Source organism: Polynucleobacter corsicus, assembly GCF_018688255.1.
GTDB classification, from domain to species: domain Bacteria; phylum Pseudomonadota; class Gammaproteobacteria; order Burkholderiales; family Burkholderiaceae; genus Polynucleobacter; species Polynucleobacter corsicus.
Genome location: NZ_CP061314.1, coordinates 606,143 through 627,921 on the forward strand (window position 1 = coordinate 606,143; position 21,779 = coordinate 627,921).

Sequence of the window (21,779 nt, forward strand, 5' to 3'; positions counted from 1 at the left end):
AGGTCAAATGCGCGCCTATATCTTTAAACGCCTACTGTTAATGATCCCTACCTTATTGGGCGTACTGACCTTGACCTTTGCAGTCGTGCAATTTGTACCCGGCGGCCCAGTAGAGCAGATGGTCTTGGAATTAAAAGGCAAGGGTGCTGGAGCAACTGGTGGATCAGAGTCATCCGGTGCTGGAGCAACCTATCGCGGGCGTCAAGGTGTTGATGCGCAACGCTTGGAAGAGGTTAAAGCGCTCTATGGATTTGATAAGCCGCCAGTAGAGCGTTATTTCATGATGTTGGGGCGTTTTGCCAGATTCGATTTAGGTCAAAGCTATTACCAGCACGAAAGCGTCTGGGGCTTAGTAATTTCTAAGTTACCCGTATCGATCAGTATTGGTTTGTGGACCTTCTTCATCACGTATTTGGTTTCGATTCCACTGGGTATTGCGAAAGCAGTGCGCGATGGCTCTCGCTTTGATGCAGTTACTAGCAGCTTCATCTTGGTCGGCTATGCCATTCCAGGATTTGTATTGGGGGTACTCCTCCTTGTCCTTTTTGGCGGCGGCAGTTTTTTACAAATCTTTCCACTACGCGGACTGACTTCAGATAACTGGAGTGAACTCAGCATGATGGGTAAGGTAATGGATTATTTATGGCATTTGGTTTTGCCGATCACCGCTTCTGTTTTAGGTAGCTTTGCCGTGATTACCATGCTGACGAAAAACTCCTTTTTAGAAGAGATTCGCAAACAGTATGTATTGACTGCGAGAGCTAAAGGCCTCACCGAAAAACAAGTGCTGTGGAAGCATGTGTTCCGCAATGCGCTCCTTCCTTTAGTAACTGGATTTCCGGCGGCATTTATTGGCGCCTTCTTTACAGGCTCGCTACTGATTGAAACCCTATTTTCTTTAGATGGGCTCGGTTTACTTTCTTACGAGTCTGTGATGCGACGTGACTACCCAGTAGTTTTCGGAACACTTTATCTTTTCACGCTGATTGGTTTGTTTACAAAGTTGATTTCGGATCTTTGCTATGTCTACATTGATCCACGCATCCAGTTTGGTGCGGGAGGCGGCTCATGAGTCGCTGGCATCGTTTTAAAAATAGTCGCATGGGTTATGCCAGTCTTTGGATTTTCATGATCCTCTTTGGTCTCTCCATGGGTGCTGAGCTGATTGCGAATGACAAACCTTGGATAGTGCGCTACGAAGGGAAATTCTATTTCCCAATTGTGAAGTCACAACCTGAGCGAGTCTTTGGCGGTGACTTTGCGACCCCAACCGATTTTTTAGATCCGGATATTCGTCACAACATCACCAGCAATGGTAATTGGGTAATTTACCCACCCATTCCTTACAGCTATGAGACGCTCAATTACTTCTCAAAAGCACCTAATCCTGCACCACCATCGTTTGATAACTGGTTAGGCACTGATGATCGTGGGCGCGATGTCTTATCGCGTTTAATTTATGGTTTTCGCCTGTCGATTTTGTTTGGCTTAGCGCTCACCATTGTTGGTGTCAGCGTAGGCATCATCACCGGTTCTTTAATGGGATTCTTTGGTGGCAAGTTTGATCTGGTTTCTCAACGCTTGATTGAGATTTGGTCGGCGATGCCAGAGTTATATCTACTTATCATCTTTGCCTCTATCTTTAACCCGAGTATTTGGCTCTTGATTATTCTGCTGGCAGCATTTGGTTGGATGGGTTTGTCTGATTATGTGCGCGCAGAGTTTTTTCGTAATCGCGCGCTAGAGTACGTTCGTGCAGCCCGAGCATTGGGCTTAACGAATCTACAAATTATGCGCCGTCATATTCTGCCCAACAGTCTGACTCCTGTTATTACCTTCCTTCCCTTCAGAATGAGTGCGGCGATCTTGTCGCTCACCAGTTTAGATTTCCTGGGTTTAGGTGTGCCACCAGGAACACCTAGTCTTGGTGAATTGCTCTCCCAAGGTAAAAGTAATTTAGATGCGTGGTGGATTTCACTATCGACCTTCGTTGTTTTGGTGGCCACCTTACTTCTGCTCACTTTTATGGGCGAGGCCTTGCGGGATGCCTTTGATTCTCGTAAGTCAGGCGCTATGAGTGGGGGTCGCTCATGAGTGACAAGACTAATTTAAATAAACCAGTAATTCCTTTACTGCGCTATGAAGATTTCTCAATTTCGTTTGGTTCGGGACGGCGTGAAAAATTTGCCGTCAACCATCTGGATCTAGAGATTGGTGTGGGTGAGCGCGTTGCCCTAGTTGGAGAGTCTGGTTCAGGCAAGACGCTGACTGCCCTAGCGCCTCTGCGTCTTGAGCCTGAGGGTGCAAAAACATCCGGCCGAATTTTGTGGGGTGGCAAGAGTGCAGATGCTGGTAATCCTTCAGTGAATTTGCTGGATTTACCCATACAAGCTATTCGTGAGATTCGGGGTCGTGAGATTGCGATGGTGTTTCAGGAACCGATGACTGCACTCAACCCTTTATTCACTATCGGCAATCAGATTGTTGAGGCAGTGCAGATTGATGAGCCATTGATCTCCCAGGCCGACGGAATGTCTGCTGCAATTGAGCTGCTCAAGAAAACTGGCATTCCTGAGCCAGAGAAGCGCTTCCACTCCTATCCACACCAATTATCTGGTGGACAACGTCAACGCGCCATGATTGCCATGGCCTTAGCGTGTAAGCCAAGATTACTTATTGCGGATGAGCCTACTACCGCTCTAGACGTAAGCTTGCGTTTGCAGATTTTGGATTTACTCAAAGAATTGCAAGAAGAGTCTAAAGATCATGGTGGCATGGCAATCCTGTTGATTACACATGATCTCAACTTGGTTAAGCATTTTGCTCAGCGCGTTGCCGTTCTCAATCAGGGCAATCTGATGGAGGTCGGGACTACAAAGCAAGTCTTTGTGCATCCAGATAACGCGTATACAAAAGCCTTAGTCAACAGTGTTCCGGTGCGGGATTTAGCGCCAGTAATGCCTTTGGCACCCGTCTTATTAAAGACAGAGAACTTATCTGTCTCTTATCCGGGTACAGAGTCTAGCTCTTGGTTTAGAAAAGCTCCACGTCATCAAGTGTTGCGTAAGGTTGGCTTTGAGCTAAAGCAGGGGCAAACTATCGGCGTAATTGGTGAGTCTGGTTCAGGTAAGACCACCTTAGGTATGGCGGTTTTAGGTTTATTGGGTGATTCTGCGGCTGAGATCACGGGCGCAGTAGATGTGCTTGGTCAGGATTGGCAGAAGTTAAAACCATTAGAGCGCCGAGCCATGCGCTCAAGTTTGCAGGTCATTTTTCAAGATCCGTTTGGCTCACTTTCTCCGCGTATGAATGTGATGCAAATTGTTTCAGAGGGTTTGGATGTGCACTTTCCGAATTTGTCTGCAGCGGATCGTGAGTCCCGCGTCCTGGATATTTTGCGAGAGGTGGGAATTGATCGTTCTGCTCTCACGCGTTATCCCCATGAATTCTCGGGTGGCCAGAGGCAGCGCATTGCGATCGCTCGTGCTTTGATTCTGAAGCCGCAGATCTTGGTATTGGATGAGCCAACTTCGGCATTGGATGTATCGATTCAAAAACAGGTGCTCGCCTTGCTAACTGAGCTCCAGAAAAAATACAACTTAGCCTATTTGATAATTAGCCATGATCTGGCGGTCATTCGGGCGATGTCGCACGAGGTGATGGTGCTCAAAGGGGGAAGGGTTGTGGAGTTTGGTGATACTGAGACTCTCATTAAGCACCCACGTCAGAGCTATACCCAAGAGTTGTTTGCGGCCGCTGAACTGACCTAAGACTTCCCTGAAATAGACCCCCTAAGGCGCTATATTGGTGCATTTACGCCCCATAATGGTAAATATTCTATTGAAAACAATAAGTTAGCTCTTGAGCTAGCATTTGGTGACAGAGGCCTTTTTTGTTAGAATAGAGAAATGTCCCTTAAAAAAGACCTCCTAACAATCGCTGTGCTGATTGCAATCACCTTGGCTGCCAATCCTGCACGGGCTGCGGATGCTGTTGCTGATGCTGCAAAAGATCTGCCTGCAGAAGTTGCTAAAGAGACTCCCAAAGAAACCATGTTTCAGGCGGGTAAGTCTTACTTTGCTCGTGTGTCAGATCGTTTGGCAGACTCCGTTACCGGTAAATCAGATGAATTAATTAATCGCGCTATGGAAGTGATTGGCGTACGTTATCGCTGGGATGCAGAGTTACCGCAATCTGGTTTGGACGGCAGTAGTTTTGTTGGCTATGTTTTTAAAGATAAGCTGGGTTTTTTATTGCCACGCAAATCTACTCAAATGAGCCGAGTGGGCAAACCGATTACTCGTGAAGAATTGCAACCTGGTGATTTAGTGTTCTTCAACACCATGCGTTTAACTTTCTCTCATGTCGGCATTTATGTTGGCGACAATAAATTCATTCACTCCCCATCTAAAGGTACCAGTGTGCGTGTAGACGACCTTGGCAGTCTTTACTGGGATAAGCGCTTTGATGGCGCTCGCCGCTTAGACGGCAGTGACAACCTGGGTGACGCAGAGCGTAGAGAGTTGTTGAATGAAGTGAATAAACTCAAGCGCAAATCTCGTAGCCTTTAATTTGTATTTAGCTAAGCGAGTGTATGCTCCCTTAGCCATTCTTTTAGCGCTAAATCAATCTTAGTTTGCCATCCTGATCCCGATGCTTTAAATGCCTCGACTACATCGCTGGATAAGCGAATAGTTGTTGAGACTTTTGTTGGCAGAACTTGAGCCCCTCTCAGCTTTCGGGGGGCTAATTTAGCTTGCAGTGACTCTGGTAAGTCTTTAAATGTTTTTGACTTACTAAGTTCTTCAGCTGACCACTCGAAGTTTTCGTCATTAATTTTGGATTTGTTTTTCATATTCAGTGAGCTCCCGTTTATTTGCTTTTCTAAAGCTAATGACTCGTATTCCCTTTTCGGTCTCAGTAAAGACTAATGTGTGCAATCGACATCGCAAAAAACCGATTGCTCGTATTCTGATTTCCCCATAGTCTCTTCGTTCATCTATAGACAGTCTCGCACTCTCAAAATCAAATTCGATAACATCTTCAAATGAGAGGTTGCGCTCTATTAAATTCCTTTTGTTTTAAGATCATCATAGGTAATTTCCATATATCTAATTGTAGTTACAATCAGATATATGGAAATTTACCATGCTTATGAAATGGGGATGTGGAGAGGTGCTGCTACTTCAACTTTTCCCTAATCAGCGCCATTTGCTCCTGTGCAGCAACTTCACCAGCTAGGATGGCGGCATTTCTGGATTTGAAGTCGCCGCTACTCATTTGCTTGAGGTGGGGCGTAATCACAATATCTGCGCTCTTAAGCTCATGCTGATTAATACTTCGCTGCATGATAGAGATGGTTTGTTGCATAACGCCAAAGGTTCCGCTGGCATCTTGATGAATAGGCTCTGATGAGATGTTGACCGCAATCACCAGTGTTGCACCCATCTGCCTGGCATAACTTACTGGTACTGGAGCAACCAAGCCGCCGTCAACATATTCTTTGCCGCTGATGACTGCGGGCTGGAATACGCCTGGAACACTGCAGGAGGCGCGTACCGCTAGCCCTGTATTGCCAGAGCGAAACAAAGTACCTTTACCTGATTGCAGTTCAGTCGCCACAATTCCTAGGGGTATGCGCATTTGCTCGATAGACTTATTTTGTACTTCACGATTCACCATGTTTTGAAGGGCATCCCCTTTAATCAGGCCTCCGAACCTTCCCGCAAAAGGCAGGCCCCAGTCGGCAATAGTTGCCTCATCAAGAGTTAAGGCGAGTCGATTGAGATCATTACCGGTGGCGCCTGAGGCAAGTAATGCTGCAATCACGCTTCCGGCACTACTGCCGACCACGATATCGGGCCGAATACCTTGTGCCTCTAATGCCTTAATGACGCCCACGTGGGCAAAACCTCGGGCGGCACCTGCCCCTAAGACAAGGCCAATGACGGGCTTGCGACTACTCATTAGGCTGCACCCGCTCAGGCTTGAACCCCCAATGAGAGCTCCTAAACCTAGGCCTAAGCCCAGAAAACGACGTCTTGTGTCGGCCTCGGGGGATAAAAGAGGGGGTAGGGCTGTAATTTCGTGCATATAGCTATTGTATTGAGCCTCCCTTATAATGGGTTCAAGGTGAGCGAAAAAGACTTCGTTTCAGCGCGGGTAGTTCTCCAGTGTGTATTTACAGAGATCAACTGCCTGTTGTAGCTAAATAGCGCCACCAGAAAACTACCAACCCATTACTGAAATACATTTTTATAGTCTCATCAGGTCCTTACCTGATAGCCCGAATTTTATGGATGATCACAATAAACGCGTAATTGAAACAGCCCTCTTGTGCGCGCAAGAACCACTCACAGTTGCCGATCTGACGCGCTTATTTGTCGAAGATATTGCCGCTGGCGAAATGGATGATGCTCTTTTGGAGCTTCAAAAATCTTGGGAAGACAAGGGCATGGAGTTAGTCCACATTGCAACAGGCTGGCGCTTTCAGAGCCGCTTAGCGATGCGTGAATATCTTGATCGATTGACTCCAGAAAAGCCGCCAAAGTATTCACGCGCGGTAATGGAGACCTTGGCAATTATTGCCTATCGTCAACCAGTTACCCGTGGTGAGATCGAAGAGATTCGTGGCGTTGCAGTCAGTAGCAATGTGATGAAGCAGCTAGAAGATCGGGGTTGGGTTGAGGTGATTGGCCATAAAGAGACTATCGGTCGCCCAGGTTTATATGCCACCACCAAACAATTTTTAGATGACTTGAGTCTGGCTAATTTACAAAGCTTGCCAATGCTAGAAGATGCTGCACCGATGGCCGCAGCTGCGCAATTGGGTCAGGCGGTAATGGAGTTTGACCCTACTGCAACTGTAGAGACAGTCATCGAGTTAGACGAACACGGTCAGCCCATCATTCAGTCAACAGAGGATGCGTTAGTAAACGAAGAATCCATCAGCGAAGAAATAAGTGAAGTAGTAGAAGAAGTTACTCCAGAGTCTGAAGAAAAATCAGACGAACAAAAATAATTATTAATGACAAGTCATAACGAAAACGATTCATCTCCGATTAAACCTACATCGGATAACTCAACTAGCTCTGAGTTTGCACCCAATCATTCAGAGGGAGCAAAAGGCGAAGGGCGCGAAGGCGGTCAACGTCGTCCACGCCGTCAGGGTGCAGGCGCAGGCAAGCCATTTAATAAGAAACGTCCATTTAACAAGGATAGGCCTCGTCGCGAGGGCGATGGTGCTAACCCACCAGCTGCCAAGCTGGCACCGAATGCAGCAGAGAGTGAAGCCTTATTCGCTTCAGTGGTCTCTGGAGAATTTGATGCTGCATTAGATGCGCCTGAAGTAGTTGAGGTTAAGAATCCAGATGGTGTGAATGAGAATGAGATTTCTCATCAAACTGGTGCAGAGCGTCGCGCACAACGTGTGCGTCATGACGAAGATGCTGATACACCTAGCGATGATGAGATGAGTAGTTTGCAATTTGCCAACATCGATGATTTGCCGCTCAGCTTGCGTGATGAAGTTTGGTCAGACTTAGATGGTTTGGATGACGAAGCTGACGACGAAGATACTGTCAAGTTGCACAAGGTATTGGCTGATGTCGGTATGGGCTCACGTCGGGATATGGAGGACTTGATTATTCAAGGGCGCGTATCCGTGAATGGATTGCCAGCCCATATCGGTCAGCGCATTGGGCCAACCGATCAAGTACGTATCAATGGTAAGCCGGTGCATCGCAAGATTCAGACTAAGCCACCACGCGTGATCATGTATCACAAGCCTTCCGGCGAAATCGTGAGTCAGTCCGATCCAGAGGGTCGTCCAACGGTATTTGATCGTTTGCCAAAGCCACGTCAAGGACGTTGGATTGCAGTAGGGCGTCTGGACTTTAATACTGAAGGCCTGTTGCTATTTACGACTTCAGGCGAGCTGGCTAATCGTTTAATGCATCCCCGTTACGGTGTTGAGCGCGAATACGCTGTCCGTATCTTGGGCGATCTGAGCCAAGAAAACACGGCTCAATTAAAGAGCGGCATTACTTTAGATGACGGCCAAGCTAAATTCTTACGTCTTTCTATGGGGGGCGGGGAAGGTGCAAACCGTTGGTATCACGTTGCTTTGACGGAAGGTCGTAACCGTGAGGTGCGCCGCATGTTTGAAGCAGTCGGGCATGTCGTCTCTCGTTTGATTCGTACGCGTTACGGCATTTTCTTGTTGCCTCCACGTTTGAGACGGGGCAAGTGGGAAGAGATTGAGGCCGGCGGTATTTATAACTTAATGAAGTTTGCTGGCTTAAAAATGCCCCAACCCCAAGATAAGGGTCGTGGCCCAGCTTCTGGGTCTCATGGACGAGACCGCAATCCTGCTTCCAGCGGGGACTTTCAGCCAGATCCAATGCAAACCTCGGTTTCTTATTGGGGTTCACGGGATGCTTTAACCCAGGCTAGTGGTCATGGCGCTCTTACTCACCAAGGTCGGGGTGGTAAACCCGGCGGTGGTGGTTCGAGCGAGGGGCGCGGTCCTTTCCGCGGTCGTACCCAGGGTGGGCGTCCAGGCGCAGGTGGTCAGGGCGGTCAAGGTGCTGGCCAGGGAGCTCAAGGCCAGAACCGCAATAAAGCCAAGAAAGTTCATCACGGACAATCTGCTTTTGTAACAGCAAGCCCCCAAAGCCCAGGTAATGGCCCTAAACGGGGAGCTCCAAAAGGGCGCAAACCCTTCAATAAAGGCCCTAGAAAACCGCGAAATCCAAGCGAAAGCTTCTGATTTTGATGAGTTTTCCTCTAAATCGGCTATAATTTTGATCTTACGGCATATTGCTGCTGTTTTGAGTTGTTACCGACTGATGTTGCGATCAACGTAAGTCGGCCTGTTCTGAATTTCGAGAATATGGGCTTTGAAGCCCATTTTTTTTTGCCATTTTGGATTGAAGGGTGTTCGTGAGAGATCAGCGGATTATTTCTGCAGAAGTAGAAAACCTAGGGTACACGCTAGTCGATATCGAGCGTGAAGCCGGAGGTTTGCTGCGCGTCACGATTGAAAACCCGGATTACGAGCGCTTGATTAATGTCCAGGATTGCGAAAAGGTAAGTCATCAGCTGAGCTATACCCTGCCAGTAGAAAACATTCCTTTTGAGCGTCTTGAGATTTCTTCTCCTGGTCTAGATCGCCCTGTGAAGTCAGCGGCTGATTACGAGCGCTTCTCCGGAATGGAAGTGGATTTGAAATTGCGAGTTGCCGCTGGCGATCGCAAGAAGTTTCGTGGTGTGTTGCAAGGTTTGCTGAGTGGTGAGTTGGATTCACCTGATGCGAAATTTGGTTTGTTGTTCGAAGGCGCTGATGGCGCTGAGTCTCAATTGGAGTTTTCTTTAGCCGAGGTCGATAAGACTCGGTTGGTCCCTGTTATTGATTTCAAAGGAAGAAAGTCATGAGCCGAGAAGTTCTCATGTTGGCAGACGCCTTAGCGCGTGAAAAGAACGTAGATCAAGCGATTGTGTTTGAGGCGCTAGAAATGGCGTTGGCATCAGCTACTAAGAAACGTTATCCGACAGAAGATGTAGATATTCGTGTATCGATTGATCGCGAGTCTGGTGAATACGAAACCTTTCGTCGTTGGTTGGTTGTTCCTGATGAAGCTGGTCTCCAAGAGCCAGATAAAGAAATTCTGCATTTCGAAGCGCTTGAGCAATTTCCGGACATGGAAGTTGGCGAGCACATCGAAGAGCAAATTGAATCCTTGGCCTTTGGCCGTATCGGCGCACAAGCAGCCAAGCAGGTGATCTTGCAACGCATTCGTGATGCTGAGCGCGAGCAAATCCTGAACGACTACCTTGAGCGTGGCGAAAAAGTCATGACCGGTACCGTGAAGCGTGCTGACAAGAATGGTTTGATTATTGAGTCTGGTCGCGTTGAAGCCTTGCTGCGTCGCGATCAAATGATTCCTAAAGAGAACTTGCGTTCTGGTGACCGTGTGCGTGCTTACATCCTTAAAGTGGATCGTGAAGCCCGTGGCCCACAGATTGAGCTCTCACGTACTTGCCCAGATTTCTTGATCAAGCTGTTTGAGAATGAAGTTCCAGAGATGGAGCAAGGCTTGTTGGAAATTAAGGGCGCAGCCCGCGATCCTGGTATCCGCGCAAAAATTGCTGTGATTACTTATGACAAGCGCATCGACCCAATCGGTACATGCGTTGGCGTTCGTGGCACACGCGTTACTGCGGTACGTAACGAAGTGGCTGGCGAGGCAGTGGATATTGTGTTGTGGTCTGAAGATCCAGCACAGTTTGTGATTGGTGCCTTGGCTCCAGCGCAAGTATCTTCTATCGTGGTTGATGAAGAGCGTCACGCCATGGATGTGGTGGTTGATGAAGAGAACTTGGCAATTGCGATTGGTCGTAGCGGACAGAACGTTCGCTTGGCTAGCGAATTGACTGGTTGGCAGATCAACATCATGACTCCAGAAGAGTCTGCTGAGAAAACTGAAAAAGAAGCTGCTTCTGTACGTCAATTATTCATGGATAAATTGGACGTTGACCAAGAAGTGGCTGACATTTTGATTGAAGAAGGTTTCAACACATTGGAAGAAGTTGCTTATGTACCTCTTTCTGAAATGTTAGAAATCGATTCTTTTGACGAAGACACCGTAAACGAGTTGCGTACTCGTGCACGTGACTCTCTCTTGACTATGGAATTGGCCAAAGAAGAGCGTGTTGGCGAAGTCTCACAAGATTTACGTTCCCTTGAGGGAATGACGACTGAATTGGTTGCAAAGCTTGCTGACAATCAAGTTCATACCCGTGACGACTTAGCTGAACTGGCTGTTGATGAGCTAGTTGAGGCGACACAAATTGACGAAGAAACCGCGAAAACGCTCATCATGAAAGCGCGCGAACATTGGTTTACTTCATGAGAGGAAGTAGTGCATGGCAACAACAGTAAAAGTACTCGCTAAAGAATTAAAACGTACCGCGCCAGACCTCCTGGAGCAATTGAAGGCGGCCGGTATTGAAAAAGGTTCTGAGGACGACAGCATTACCGAAAAGGATAAGACTGTCCTGCTTGAGCATTTGCAAAAAGAGCATGGCAGTGCAGATACAGGTAGTCGTAAAAAGATTACTTTAATCAAGCGCGAAAACTCGGAGATTCGTCAGGCAGACTCTGCTGGGCGTACTCGCACCGTTCAAGTTGAGGTTCGTAAAAAGCGCGTGCTAGTTAAAGCGGGGGATAAAGCTCCTGAAGAGACTCCAGCTCCAGCGGCTAAGGAAGTTGCTCCTGCAGAATCTGCTAAGCCAATCCTTTCTGCCGAAGAGTTAGAAAAACGTGCGGCTGAAGTTACTCGTCAAGCGGAATTATTGGCTCGTCAAGAAGCTGAAATGAAAGCGGCTGAAGAGGCTCGTCAAAAAGAGGCTGATGCAGCAGCGGCTGCAAGTGCAGTTGAGCCAGTAATTGAGAAATCTGCTAAATCAGATGGCGATACTGCAGTAGCAAAAGCTGCAGAAAAGAAAGCGCAAGCTGACAAGGCTGCTAAAGATATTGCTGATGCCAATAAGGCGCAGTTAGCGGATATTACAAAACGTCGTGCTGCTGCTGAAGCTGAAGCCTTAGCGATTCGCGACATGATGAGCGCACCTGCACGTGTTCTCAAAGCACCAAGTGAAATTGCTGCTGAAGAAGCTAAAAAAGGCACTTTGCATAAACCTGCCAAGGTTGAAGGTGCTGATGATAAGAAAAAAGCAGCTGCTAAAGTTGGTGGTAAAACTATTAAGTCCGCAGAGACTTCATCCACTTGGCAAGAAGAAGGTGCCAAGAAACCGGGTGGTCTCAAGACTCGTGGTGATAGCTCTGGTGGTGTAGGTGGTTGGCGTTCAGGTGGCGGCAGAAGAAAGCAACGTCAAATTGCTGAAGCCAATACCGATACCAATTTCCAGGTACCTACCGAAGCGATTGTGCGTGATGTCAATGTTCCCGAAACCATTACCGTTGCTGAGTTAGCTCACGCCATGGCCGTGAAGAGTGCAGAAGTAATTAAGCTCTTGATGGGTATGGGTCAGATGGTCACGATCAACCAGATCTTGGATCAAGATACGGCCATGATCATCGTCGAGGAAATGGGACACACTGCTCATGCTGCCAAGTTAGAGGATCCTGATTTAGATTTGGGTATTGCTGGTCACGATGCGGAATTATTACCGCGTCCACCAGTAGTCACGGTAATGGGTCACGTTGACCACGGTAAAACATCTTTGCTCGATAAGATTCGTGCGGCTAAGGTTGCTACCGGCGAAGCGGGTGGTATTACTCAGCACATTGGCGCCTATCACGTTGAAACTCCACGTGGCATGATTACCTTCCTTGATACCCCGGGTCACGAAGCCTTTACGGCCATGCGTGCTCGCGGTGCTAAGGCAACGGATATCGTGATCTTGGTAGTTGCTGCGGATGATGGTGTGATGCCACAAACCAGAGAGGCGATTCACCATGCTCAAGCAGCGGGTGTTCCAATCGTTGTGGCAATCAATAAGACTGATAAACCTGAAGCCAATTTAGAGCGTGTCAAAACTGAATTGGTTGCTGAGCAAGTAGTTCCTGAAGAATACGGTGGCGATGTGCCATTTATTGGCGTTTCTGCCAAGACTGGTGACGGCATCGATGCATTGCTTGAGAACGTACTCTTGCAGGCAGAGATTTTGGAACTCAAAGCAGCTAAAGAGGCTCCAGCTCAAGGCCTAGTGATTGAGGCACGCTTGGATAAAGGGCGTGGCCCAGTTGCTACTGTTCTTGTTCAATCTGGAACACTGAAGCGTGGCGATATGTTGCTAGCCGGTTCAACTTACGGTCGTGTTCGTGCGATGTTGGATGAGAACGGTAAGCCATGTAATGAGGCTGGCCCATCTATCCCTGTAGAGATTCAAGGTTTATCTGAAGTACCTGCAGCTGGTGAATCAGTGCAAGTGGTTCCTGACGAGCGTAAAGCACGTGAGATCGCACTCTTCCGTCAAGGCAAGTTCCGTGATGTGAAGTTGGCTAAACAACAAGCATTCAAACTCGAAACCATGATGGAAAACATGGAAGAGGGTGCGATCGAAGCGAAGTTATTGCCACTGATCATTAAGGCGGACGTACAAGGCTCTCAAGAGGCATTGTCACAGTCATTGCAAAAGCTCTCTACTGCAGAGGTGAAGGTTCAAATTGTTCACGCAGCAGTGGGTGGCATTACTGAGACTGACGTGAACTTAGCAGTTGCTTCTAAGGCGGTCATTATTGGCTTTAACTCTCGTGCGGATGGTGCAGCGCGTAAGTTGGCTGAGAATAATGGTGTGGATATTCGTTATCACAACATTATTTATGACGCGGTTGATGAAGTGAAAGCAGCCTTGAGTGGCATGTTGACACCAGATAAGAAAGAAGAAATCACCGGTATGGTGGAGATTCGCCAAGTCTTCTTGGTATCTAAAGTTGGCGCAATTGCAGGTTGCTTGGTGTTAGATGGTGTTGTCAAGCGTAACTCTAGCGTTCGTCTCTTGCGTGAAAACGTCGTGATCTGGAGTGGCGAGTTGGATTCTCTCAAGCGCTTTAAAGATGATGCAAAAGAAGTTCGTGCTGGTGTTGAGTGTGGCTTGTCATTAAAAGGCTACAACGACATCAAAGAGGGCGATCAACTGGAAGTATTCGAAGTGACTGAAGTTGCTAGAACACTCTAAGAACTACCGAGTACATGCATAAAACTAGCCCTCATCGTAACCAGCGTCTCGCGGATCAAATTCAGCGAGACCTGGCCGAGCTGATTCCTCGTGAATTGCGTAGCCCGAGCCTAGGTTTGATTACTTTACAAAGCATTGAACTTACGCCAGATTTAGCGCACGCAAAAGTCTTCTTTACTGTTTTAGGCGCTGAGCCTGAAGTAGCATTGAAGGCGCTCCAGGATAAAGCGGGTTACTTGCACTCTTTATTGTTTAAGCGTTTGCATATTCATACCGTGCCAACCCTGCATTTTCATTACGACAGTTCTGTTGAGCATGGCATCGAGATGTCTCGCTTAATTGATCAAGCGGTCGATAGTGATCGCAAAGACGAGAACGCGTAAATAGCCATGTCTGTACGTATCGACGGCGTTGTCTTGCTTGATAAACCTGCTGGCATGAGCTCGCAAGGTGCGGTCACGGCCGTGAAGCGTGCGTTCAATGCAGAAAAAGCTGGGCACACAGGTACTTTGGATCCAATGGCTACAGGCTTGCTACCCATTTGTTTGGGTGAAGCAACTAAGTACTCTCAGGATTTATTGGAAGCTGATAAGACTTACATCGCTCAGGTGAAATTTGGTCAGCGTACCGATACTGGCGATGCTGAAGGCTTGGTGATTGAAGAGTTACCGCTACCAGTGTTCGCTGATGAAATTGCCTTGAAGTTAGCGCTAGAGTCATTGCTACCAGCGTTTACCGGCCCCATCAGTCAGGTTCCACCAATGTATTCTGCGCTCAAGCGCGATGGTAAACCTTTATATGAATATGCTCGTGCTGGTGTTGAGTTGGAGCGTGCACCACGAAATATTACGATTCATGCCATCCGTTGGACTAATATCAATTGGCCTGAAGCTACTTTAGAAGTGAGCTGTAGCAAAGGTACTTACATTCGCGTCATAGCAGAAGATATTGGCAAGGCATTAGGCTGTGGTGCACATTTGGTTGGCTTACGCCGTACTGAAGTTGGGCACCTGAATTTAGAGCAGTCTTTCACGATTGAATCTATTCAGAAAGGCTTGCAAGATAGCTCTAGTTACATCTTACCAGTCGACGCACTCTTACAAACTCTGCCACATCTCACTGTAGATGAGCAGCAAGCAAAACGTTTAGAGATGGGCCAACGAGTTCCACTCAATTTACCCTCGATAGAAGCGCTAGTGCGTATCTATCGCGCAACTGCTGCTCCACACAATTTTATTGGTACTGGAGATTGGCGCTCTGGGGTATTGCATCCCAAGCGCTTGATTTCTTCAGCCCATTAATATTTTTGACTTATTAACTTATTAACTGATTAACCTTAATTAACCCGAATTTCATATTCTTAACTTCAGAAGCTTCACATGACTAAACGCGCACTCCGTAATATCGCCATCATCGCCCACGTTGACCACGGTAAAACTACTTTGGTTGACCAACTCTTGCGCCAATCTGGCACATTCCGCTCAAATGAAAAAATGACCGAACGCGTCATGGACTCAAATGACTTGGAAAAAGAGCGTGGCATTACTATTTTGTCCAAGAACTGTGCGGTGGAATACGACGGCACACACATCAACATTGTTGACACACCAGGACACGCCGACTTCGGTGGTGAAGTAGAGCGTGTGCTCTCCATGGTTGACGGTGTTTTGCTTTTGGTTGACGCGGTTGAAGGCCCAATGCCACAAACTCGCTTTGTAACCAAGAAAGCTTTAGCTCTTGGTTTGAAGCCGATTGTGGTGATTAACAAGGTTGATCGTCCTGGCGCACGTTGTGACTATGTAATTAACGCTACTTTTGAATTGTTTGACAAACTAGGTGCCTCGGAAGAGCAGTTAGATTTCCCAATCATCTATGCATCAGGCTTGAATGGCTATGCAGGAACTACAGAAGATGTCCGTGAAGGTGATATGCGTCCATTGTTTGACGCTGTTCTGAAATACGTCCCTGTGCGTGATGATGATCCAGATGGTCCTTTGCAATTCCAGATTTCTTCAATCGACTACAACAGCTATGTCGGCAAGATTGGTGTTGGCCGTATTAGCCGTGGACGTGTGAAGTCAGGCATGGAAGTAGTCTGCATGAATGGTCCTGATGGCGTGCCATTTAAAGGCCGTATCAACCAAGTATTGAAATTTAAAGGTTTAGAGCGTGAAATCGTTGACGAGGCATTTGCCGGAGATATTGCTCTAATCAACGGTATTGAAGAGTTAGCGATTGGTACAACGGTTTGTGCAGTTGATAAACCAGATCCATTGCCAATGCTCAAGATTGATGAGCCTACTTTAACCATGAACTTCATGGTGAACACTAGCCCATTGGCTGGTCGTGAAGGTAAGTTTGTGACTAGCCGCCAGATCCGTGAGCGTCTTGATCGTGAGCTCAAAGCCAATATGGCTTTGCGCGTAAAAGAAACTGATGATGACACCGTATTTGAAGTTTCAGGTCGTGGCGAATTGCACCTCACCATCTTGGTAGAGACTATGCGTCGTGAAGGCTATGAGATGGCGGTTTCCCGTCCTCGCGTTGTCTTCCACGAAGAGAATGGCGTCAAGATGGAGCCGTACGAGAACTTAACAGTGGACGTAGAAGATGCTACTCAAGGTTCCGTAATGGAAGACTTGGGTAAGCGTAAGGGTGAGTTGCAAGATATGGTGAGTGACGGAAAAGGTCGTACCCGTCTTGAGTACCGTATTCCTGCGCGTGGCCTGATTGGCTTCCAAGGCGATTTCATGACCATGACTCGCGGTAACGGTTTGATGAGTCATACATTTGATTCTTATGCTCCGGCTAAAGATGGCATCTTGGGCGAGCGTCATAACGGTGTATTGATTAGTCAAGATGATGGCGAAGCAGTTGCCTATGCAATTTGGAAGCTACAAGATCGCGGTCGTATGTTTGTAAAACACGGCGATCCTGTTTATGAAGGTATGGTGATTGGTATTCATAGTCGCGATAACGACTTAGTTGTGAATCCGATCAAAGGTAAACAATTAACTAACGTACGTTCTTCAGGTACTGATGAGGCGGTTCGTTTGGTGACGCCAATCGATTTGACTTTGGAATATGCTGTTGAATTCATTAGCGATGATGAGTTGGTTGAAGTAACCCCTAAAAGCGTACGAATTCGTAAGCGTTATTTGAAAGAGCATGACCGTAAGAAGGCATCCCGCGAGTAATTTCGCAAAGGTACTTTCAGAAGTCATCTAGCTGTTAAATAAGAGTCACCCTTGGGTGGCTCTTGTTTTTCCCTCGTAGCAATATTCCTAAAACCTTAGTAAATTAATCATTTCATGCTGCCATCCATCGAACAACGCCTTGCCCAAGAGTTATCTGCTAAACCGGCTCAAGTAGCTGCCGCTATCGCCCTGATGGATGAGGGCGCAACCGTTCCCTTTATTGCGCGTTATCGTAAAGAAGCAACCGGCGGTCTAGACGATACGCAGTTGCGTTTACTAGAAGTTCGACTCGGTTATTTACGAGAGCTGGAAGAGCGCCGCAAGGCTATTGTTGCTTCAATAGAAGAGCAGGGCAAGATGACTCCAGAACTACTTAAAGCAATCACGCTAGCCGAGGATAAGACGCGCCTAGAAGACCTCTATCTCCCTTATAAGCTCAAGCGTCGCACTAAGGCGCAAATTGCTTTAGAGGCTGGATTAGAGCCGCTAGCAAATGACTTATTAGCCAATCCCATGCTAGATCCTGAAGTGGAAGCGGTCAAATATCTTAAAGAGGCATTTACATCGGATCAGGGTGATAACCCTGGTGTAGTTGATGCCAAGGCTGCCCTTGAAGGTGCGCGTCAGATTTTAATGGAGCGCTTTGCTGAAGATGCTGGATTGGTGCAATCACTCAGAACCTATTTGCAGGAGCATGGCGTGGTGGAATCCAAAGTCATTGCCGGCAAAGAGCAAGAGGGTGAGAAGTTCGCAGATTACTTTGATTATTCAGAACCCATCTCAGCAATTCCATCGCATCGTGCCTTAGCTTTATTTAGGGGTCGGCGTGAGCAAATGCTAATGGTGAACTTGCGTCTAGATACTGAAGAAGAAAAGCCTAAATGGGATGCGCCACATAATCCTTGCGAATCCCGCATTGCTAATCAGTTCAAGATTAAAAACGAGGGCCGCCCTGCCGATCAGTGGCTCGCAGAGACCGTGCGCTGGACATGGCGCATCAAGTGCTCTATGCACTTGGAGTCTGAGCTCATGAGTGCTTTGCGTGAACGCTCTGAAGTTGAGGCGATTAATGTCTTCGCCCGTAATCTGAAGGATTTACTGCTTGCTGCACCTGCAGGACCAAAGGTTACTATTGGCCTAGATCCTGGCATGAGAACCGGTGTCAAAGTTGCCGTGGTGGATGCGACCGGTAAGGTGGTAGATACCGATGTGATTTACCCGCATCAACCTAAAAATGATTGGGATGGCTCACTGCATACCCTTGCGAAACTTGCAGAAAAGCATCAGGCTAACCTGATCTCAATTGGCAACGGTACAGCCTCGCGTGAGACTGATAAGTTAGCCCAAGATTTAATCAAAGCTAAGCCCGAACTCAAGCTAACAAAAATTGTGGTCTCTGAAGCGGGAGCATCGGTTTACTCTGCCTCTGAGTACGCCTCAAAAGAATTGCCTGGCATGGATGTATCTCTACGTGGAGCCGTATCGATTGCTAGAAGGCTGCAAGATCCTCTAGCTGAGCTGGTGAAGATTGATCCGAAGTCAATCGGTGTGGGTCAATATCAGCATGATGTGATGCAGACTCAGTTAGCTAAGTCATTAGTGGCAGTAGTAGAGGATTGCGTCAATGCGGTAGGTGTTGATGTGAACACGGCATCAGCGCCATTATTGGCAAGAGTCTCAGGCTTGAGTAGCACAGTTGCTGAAGGTATCGTGACTTATCGAGATAGCAATGGCGCCTTTGAGACGCGAGCAGATTTGCGTAGCGTGCCACGCTTAGGCGAAAAGACTTTTGAGCAAGCGGCTGGTTTCTTGCGCATCATGAATGGCAAAGATCCTTTGGATGCATCTGCTGTCCATCCAGAATCCTACCCTTTGGTAGAAAAGATTCTGAAAGATATCAAGAAAGGCGTCAAAGAGGTGATTGGCGATGCTGGAATACTCAAAGGACTTAACCCAGAAAAGTATGCTGATGAGAAATTTGGCCTTCCCACTGTTACTGACATCATTAAAGAGTTAGAAAAGCCCGGTCGTGATCCACGGCCGGAGTTCACTACAGCGACATTCAAAGATGGCATCGAAAAGATCAGTGACCTCAAAGCAGACATGATCTTAGAAGGCGTTGTCACCAACGTGGCAGCCTTCGGTGCTTTTGTTGATATTGGTGTCCATCAAGATGGACTCGTTCATATCTCTGCATTGGCAAACACTTTTGTTAAAGATCCGCATACGGTAGTTAAAGCGGGACAAGTTGTGAAGGTCAAAGTGCTTGAGGTAGATGAAAAACGCAAACGGATTGCATTAACAATGCGACTCTCTGATGAAGCGCCTAAAGTATCGGCAGGCTCAAAACCTGAGCAAAGGGCAAATAGACTTGGCACCCCAAGAACTCCAGAAGCTAGAAGACCGCAAGAAGATAGAAGGTCTGCGCCCCCAATGAATAATGCAATGGCAGATGCTTTACGCAAATTAAAGGGGTAAATCTCTCCTCAAAGAGGATCTTGAGCCCCTAAGAATAATGTAGTAACATTGCTACATTAACTATGTTTGTGGAGGCTTCAATGATCACCACTTTATCGAGCCGAGAGTTTAATCAAGATACTGGTAGGGCTAAAAAAGCATCTGAAACAGGCCCAGTTTTTATTACTGATCGGGGTAGGCCTGCACATGTATTGATGACTTTTTCAGACTACCAGCGAGTCCTGGGAAAAAGAAAAAACATGTGCGATCTTTTGGGGGTGAAAGGTGCGGGTGAAATTCAATTTGAGCCCGCGAAAGTGCAAGGCCTCATCAAGTCCATTGGAGATTCTTTGTAATGTATTTATTGGATACCAATGTTGTATCTGAGTTGAGGAAATCAGCTGATGGTCGAATCAATCAGGGCGTTCAGTCTTGGGCTGAAGCAATCTTTCCAGAATTAATGTTTATTTCTGCGATCACAGTATTGGAATTAGAAATCGGTGTTTTACAAATTGAGCGCCGAGATAAAAAACAGGGGGCAGTACTTAGAAGCTGGCTAAATCACAATGTCTTGCCAGCATTCTCCGAGAGAGTCTTGCCAGTTGATCTGGCTGTTGCCCAACGCTGCGCTAGCCTTCATGTGCCCAATCCTAAATCGGAGCGAGATGCCATGATTGCAGCTTCTGCTATTGAGAGTCGAATGACTATCGTCACCAGAAACGTATCTGATTTTAGTCAATCAGGTGCAAAGGTTTTTGATCCTTGGATTTAGTGCATCATATCAGCGTACAAGTTTGAGGAGTGAAAAAACACATGACCCCAATAAAGCACTTTCTTTTGGCCTTGCTCGCTCTGTATGCCTCTGCTTCTTTAGCGCAATCACCACCAACAGTAGCCGCAGCCTCAGACCTCAAGTTTGCCCTAGAAGAAATTGCTGCTAACTATAAGGCCGATAAAGGGCAAGAGGTGAGGTTGGTATTTGGTTCATCTGGCGTGCTCTGGCAGCAAGTTAAAAACGGAGCACCCTTTGGTTTGCTGATGTCTGCAGATGAGGCGTATATAGATGACTTATATAAAAATGGCTTAACAGTAGATCAGGGCAGTCTTTACGCTATCGGCAGAATAGCCCTCTTGCAGAAAAAGGGTCATCCAATCAAGCTTGCTACAGATAAAGATGGTTTGATTAAGGCAATCAAAGAGGCTAAGAAAATTGCTATAGCCAATCCAGAGCACGCGCCTTACGGCAGGGCCGCAAAAGAATATCTCATTAGCATTGGAGCTTGGGATTTAGTCCAGCCTAAGTTGGTATTTGGAGAAAACATTTCACAAGCAACCATGTTTGCCTTAACGGGCTCTGCAGATTTTGCAATTTCAGCTCTATCTTTAGCTATATCACCCCAAGTGCAAGCGCAATCTAGCTATACATTGATACCGGATCATTTACATAAGCCCTTGAGGCAAAAGATGGCCTTGATCAAAAATAGCGCATCTAGCGCTAAGAATTTTTATCAATACCTGCAAGAGCCTAAGTCTCGGCAAATCATGAGTAGGTATGGCTTCATTGCCCCGTAGTCATCTATTTGTAATATAGTTCGATTATTGTCGAATTATGAAAAATACCGAAGCCATTTTGGCATTCATGGCGCTGGGGCAAGAATCGCGCTTAAACGTCTATCGCCTCATCGTTCAAAAGGGTGATCAAGGTTTATTGCCCTCGCAAATCCATGAAATGTTGGGTATTCCCAATGCGACCCTCAGCTTTCATCTAAAAGAGCTCTATCAAGCGAATCTGATTACTGTTGAGCGTCAAAGCCGCAATCTCATCTACCGTCCAAACCCAGGGATAGTGGAAGAGCTAAGTCAATTCCTGCTAGCTAACTGCTGCGGCGGTAAGCCATGCAAAACCACGAAAACCATCAAGAAGGTGAAAGCCCAATGAAGCAGTACAACATCCTTTTCTTATGTACCCATAACTCTGCTCGATCGATCTTAGGTGAGGCTTTAGCATCCACTCACCCAAGCGGTAAATTGATAGGGTATTCAGCAGGCTCTACTCCGGGCACAAGCGTTAATCCTATTGCTGCTGACATTGCAGAAGAATTGGGTATGGACCGCACTCTTTTGAGGTCGAAGAGCTGGGATGAATTTGCTCTACCAGACTCTCCAAAGATGGATTTTATTGTGACAGTTTGCGATAACGCCGCTGGCGAAGTGTGCCCATTTTGGCCGGGTCAGCCTGCGACAGCGCATTGGGGATTCCCTGATCCATCCCAAGTGCAAGGTACTGATTTAGAGAAAAAAGCGGCTTTTAATGAGGTGAAGAATGGCCTTAAAAGACGTTTAGATATTTTAGCTGCAATGCCATTGGAAAAACTTGACTCTATGAGCCTTAAAGAGATTCACACATCAATCTAAATACAA

The 21,779-nt window shown here is 47.0% G+C and carries 21 protein-coding genes; 18 read left to right on the forward strand and 3 right to left on the reverse strand.

The window, feature by feature from the left end:
* The first annotated feature begins 7 nt into the window (after window positions 1-7).
* The 4 genes from C2747_RS03275 (at window position 8) to C2747_RS03290 (ending at window position 4,571) form a co-directional block, all read left to right on the forward strand.
* Window positions 8-1,072 carry a microcin C ABC transporter permease YejB gene (locus C2747_RS03275; protein WP_215333054.1) on the forward strand — a complete coding sequence of 355 codons (1,065 nt, stop codon included), beginning with the start codon at window positions 8-10 and terminating at the stop codon, window positions 1,070-1,072.
* A complete protein-coding gene (locus C2747_RS03280) occupies window positions 1,069-2,094 on the forward strand; it encodes an ABC transporter permease (protein ID WP_215332394.1) in 1,026 nt (341 codons plus the stop codon). Before C2747_RS03275 ends, C2747_RS03280 begins: the two co-directional genes overlap by 4 nt.
* On the forward strand, window positions 2,091-3,770 hold the full coding sequence (locus C2747_RS03285) for an ABC transporter ATP-binding protein (protein WP_215332396.1): 1,680 nt from the start codon (window positions 2,091-2,093) through the stop codon (window positions 3,768-3,770). Before C2747_RS03280 ends, C2747_RS03285 begins: the two co-directional genes overlap by 4 nt.
* Window positions 3,771-3,908: 138 nt before the next feature.
* On the forward strand, window positions 3,909-4,571 hold the full coding sequence (locus tag C2747_RS03290; protein ID WP_215332398.1) for a C40 family peptidase: 663 nt from the start codon (window positions 3,909-3,911) through the stop codon (window positions 4,569-4,571).
* Between the two features lie 11 nt (window positions 4,572-4,582).
* On the opposite strand, the gene C2747_RS03295 is transcribed toward C2747_RS03290, so the two are convergent.
* The 3 genes from C2747_RS03295 to C2747_RS03305 form a co-directional block, all read right to left on the reverse strand.
* Window positions 4,583-4,855 (reverse strand): BrnA antitoxin family protein, encoded by a 273-nt coding sequence (locus C2747_RS03295; RefSeq protein ID WP_215332400.1) that lies wholly within the window; start codon window positions 4,853-4,855, stop codon window positions 4,583-4,585.
* Window positions 4,833-5,066, reverse strand: a complete 234-nt coding sequence (locus C2747_RS03300) for a BrnT family toxin (protein ID WP_349814588.1) — start codon at window positions 5,064-5,066, stop codon at window positions 4,833-4,835. Before C2747_RS03300 ends, C2747_RS03295 begins: the two co-directional genes overlap by 23 nt.
* Before the next feature lie 115 nt (window positions 5,067-5,181).
* Window positions 5,182-6,093, reverse strand: coding sequence for a patatin-like phospholipase family protein (locus C2747_RS03305; protein WP_215332402.1), 912 nt, complete (start codon window positions 6,091-6,093; stop codon window positions 5,182-5,184).
* Window positions 6,094-6,295: 202 nt separating this feature from the next.
* On the opposite strand from C2747_RS03305, the gene scpB reads away from it, so the two are divergent.
* From scpB to C2747_RS03375, 14 genes are all read left to right on the forward strand, one after another.
* Complete coding sequence (gene scpB, locus C2747_RS03310) at window positions 6,296-7,021, forward strand: SMC-Scp complex subunit ScpB (RefSeq protein WP_215332404.1); 726 nt, start codon at window positions 6,296-6,298, stop codon at window positions 7,019-7,021.
* 6 nt (window positions 7,022-7,027) lie between these two features.
* Window positions 7,028-8,770 (forward strand): pseudouridine synthase, encoded by a 1,743-nt coding sequence (locus tag C2747_RS03315; RefSeq protein WP_215332406.1) that lies wholly within the window; start codon window positions 7,028-7,030, stop codon window positions 8,768-8,770.
* A gap of 173 nt (window positions 8,771-8,943) precedes the next feature.
* Window positions 8,944-9,435 carry a ribosome maturation factor RimP gene (gene rimP / locus C2747_RS03320; RefSeq protein WP_215332408.1) on the forward strand — a complete coding sequence of 164 codons (492 nt, stop codon included), beginning with the start codon at window positions 8,944-8,946 and terminating at the stop codon, window positions 9,433-9,435.
* Complete coding sequence (nusA, locus tag C2747_RS03325) at window positions 9,432-10,913, forward strand: transcription termination factor NusA (protein ID WP_215332410.1); 1,482 nt, start codon at window positions 9,432-9,434, stop codon at window positions 10,911-10,913. Before rimP ends, nusA begins: the two co-directional genes overlap by 4 nt.
* A 13-nt stretch (window positions 10,914-10,926) precedes the next feature.
* Complete coding sequence (infB, locus tag C2747_RS03330; protein ID WP_215332412.1) at window positions 10,927-13,704, forward strand: translation initiation factor IF-2; 2,778 nt, start codon at window positions 10,927-10,929, stop codon at window positions 13,702-13,704.
* 14 nt (window positions 13,705-13,718) lie between these two features.
* Complete coding sequence (gene rbfA / locus C2747_RS03335; RefSeq protein ID WP_015420788.1) at window positions 13,719-14,087, forward strand: 30S ribosome-binding factor RbfA; 369 nt, start codon at window positions 13,719-13,721, stop codon at window positions 14,085-14,087.
* Window positions 14,088-14,093: 6 nt separating this feature from the next.
* Window positions 14,094-15,005: a tRNA pseudouridine(55) synthase TruB gene (gene truB / locus C2747_RS03340; protein WP_215332414.1), complete on the forward strand. Its 912-nt coding sequence runs from the start codon at window positions 14,094-14,096 to the stop codon at window positions 15,003-15,005.
* A gap of 78 nt (window positions 15,006-15,083) precedes the next feature.
* Window positions 15,084-16,901, forward strand: a complete 1,818-nt coding sequence (gene typA, locus C2747_RS03345; protein ID WP_215332416.1) for a translational GTPase TypA — start codon at window positions 15,084-15,086, stop codon at window positions 16,899-16,901.
* A 114-nt stretch (window positions 16,902-17,015) separates the two neighbouring features.
* Entirely contained in the window at window positions 17,016-19,379 is a 2,364-nt protein-coding gene (locus tag C2747_RS03350) for a Tex family protein (RefSeq protein WP_215332418.1), read from the forward strand.
* Between the two features lie 80 nt (window positions 19,380-19,459).
* Window positions 19,460-19,714 (forward strand): type II toxin-antitoxin system prevent-host-death family antitoxin, encoded by a 255-nt coding sequence (locus C2747_RS03355; RefSeq protein ID WP_215332420.1) that lies wholly within the window; start codon window positions 19,460-19,462, stop codon window positions 19,712-19,714.
* A complete protein-coding gene (locus tag C2747_RS03360; RefSeq protein ID WP_215332422.1) occupies window positions 19,714-20,130 on the forward strand; it encodes a type II toxin-antitoxin system VapC family toxin in 417 nt (138 codons plus the stop codon). Before C2747_RS03355 ends, C2747_RS03360 begins: the two co-directional genes overlap by 1 nt.
* Window positions 20,131-20,171: 41 nt before the next feature.
* Window positions 20,172-20,930 carry a molybdate ABC transporter substrate-binding protein gene (modA, locus tag C2747_RS03365; protein ID WP_215332424.1) on the forward strand — a complete coding sequence of 253 codons (759 nt, stop codon included), beginning with the start codon at window positions 20,172-20,174 and terminating at the stop codon, window positions 20,928-20,930.
* A 37-nt stretch (window positions 20,931-20,967) separates the two neighbouring features.
* Window positions 20,968-21,297 (forward strand): ArsR/SmtB family transcription factor, encoded by a 330-nt coding sequence (locus C2747_RS03370; protein ID WP_215332426.1) that lies wholly within the window; start codon window positions 20,968-20,970, stop codon window positions 21,295-21,297.
* Window positions 21,255-21,773, forward strand: coding sequence for an arsenate reductase ArsC (locus tag C2747_RS03375; RefSeq protein ID WP_251374809.1), 519 nt, complete (start codon window positions 21,255-21,257; stop codon window positions 21,771-21,773). Before C2747_RS03370 ends, C2747_RS03375 begins: the two co-directional genes overlap by 43 nt.
* The last annotated feature ends 6 nt before the right edge of the window (window positions 21,774-21,779 follow it).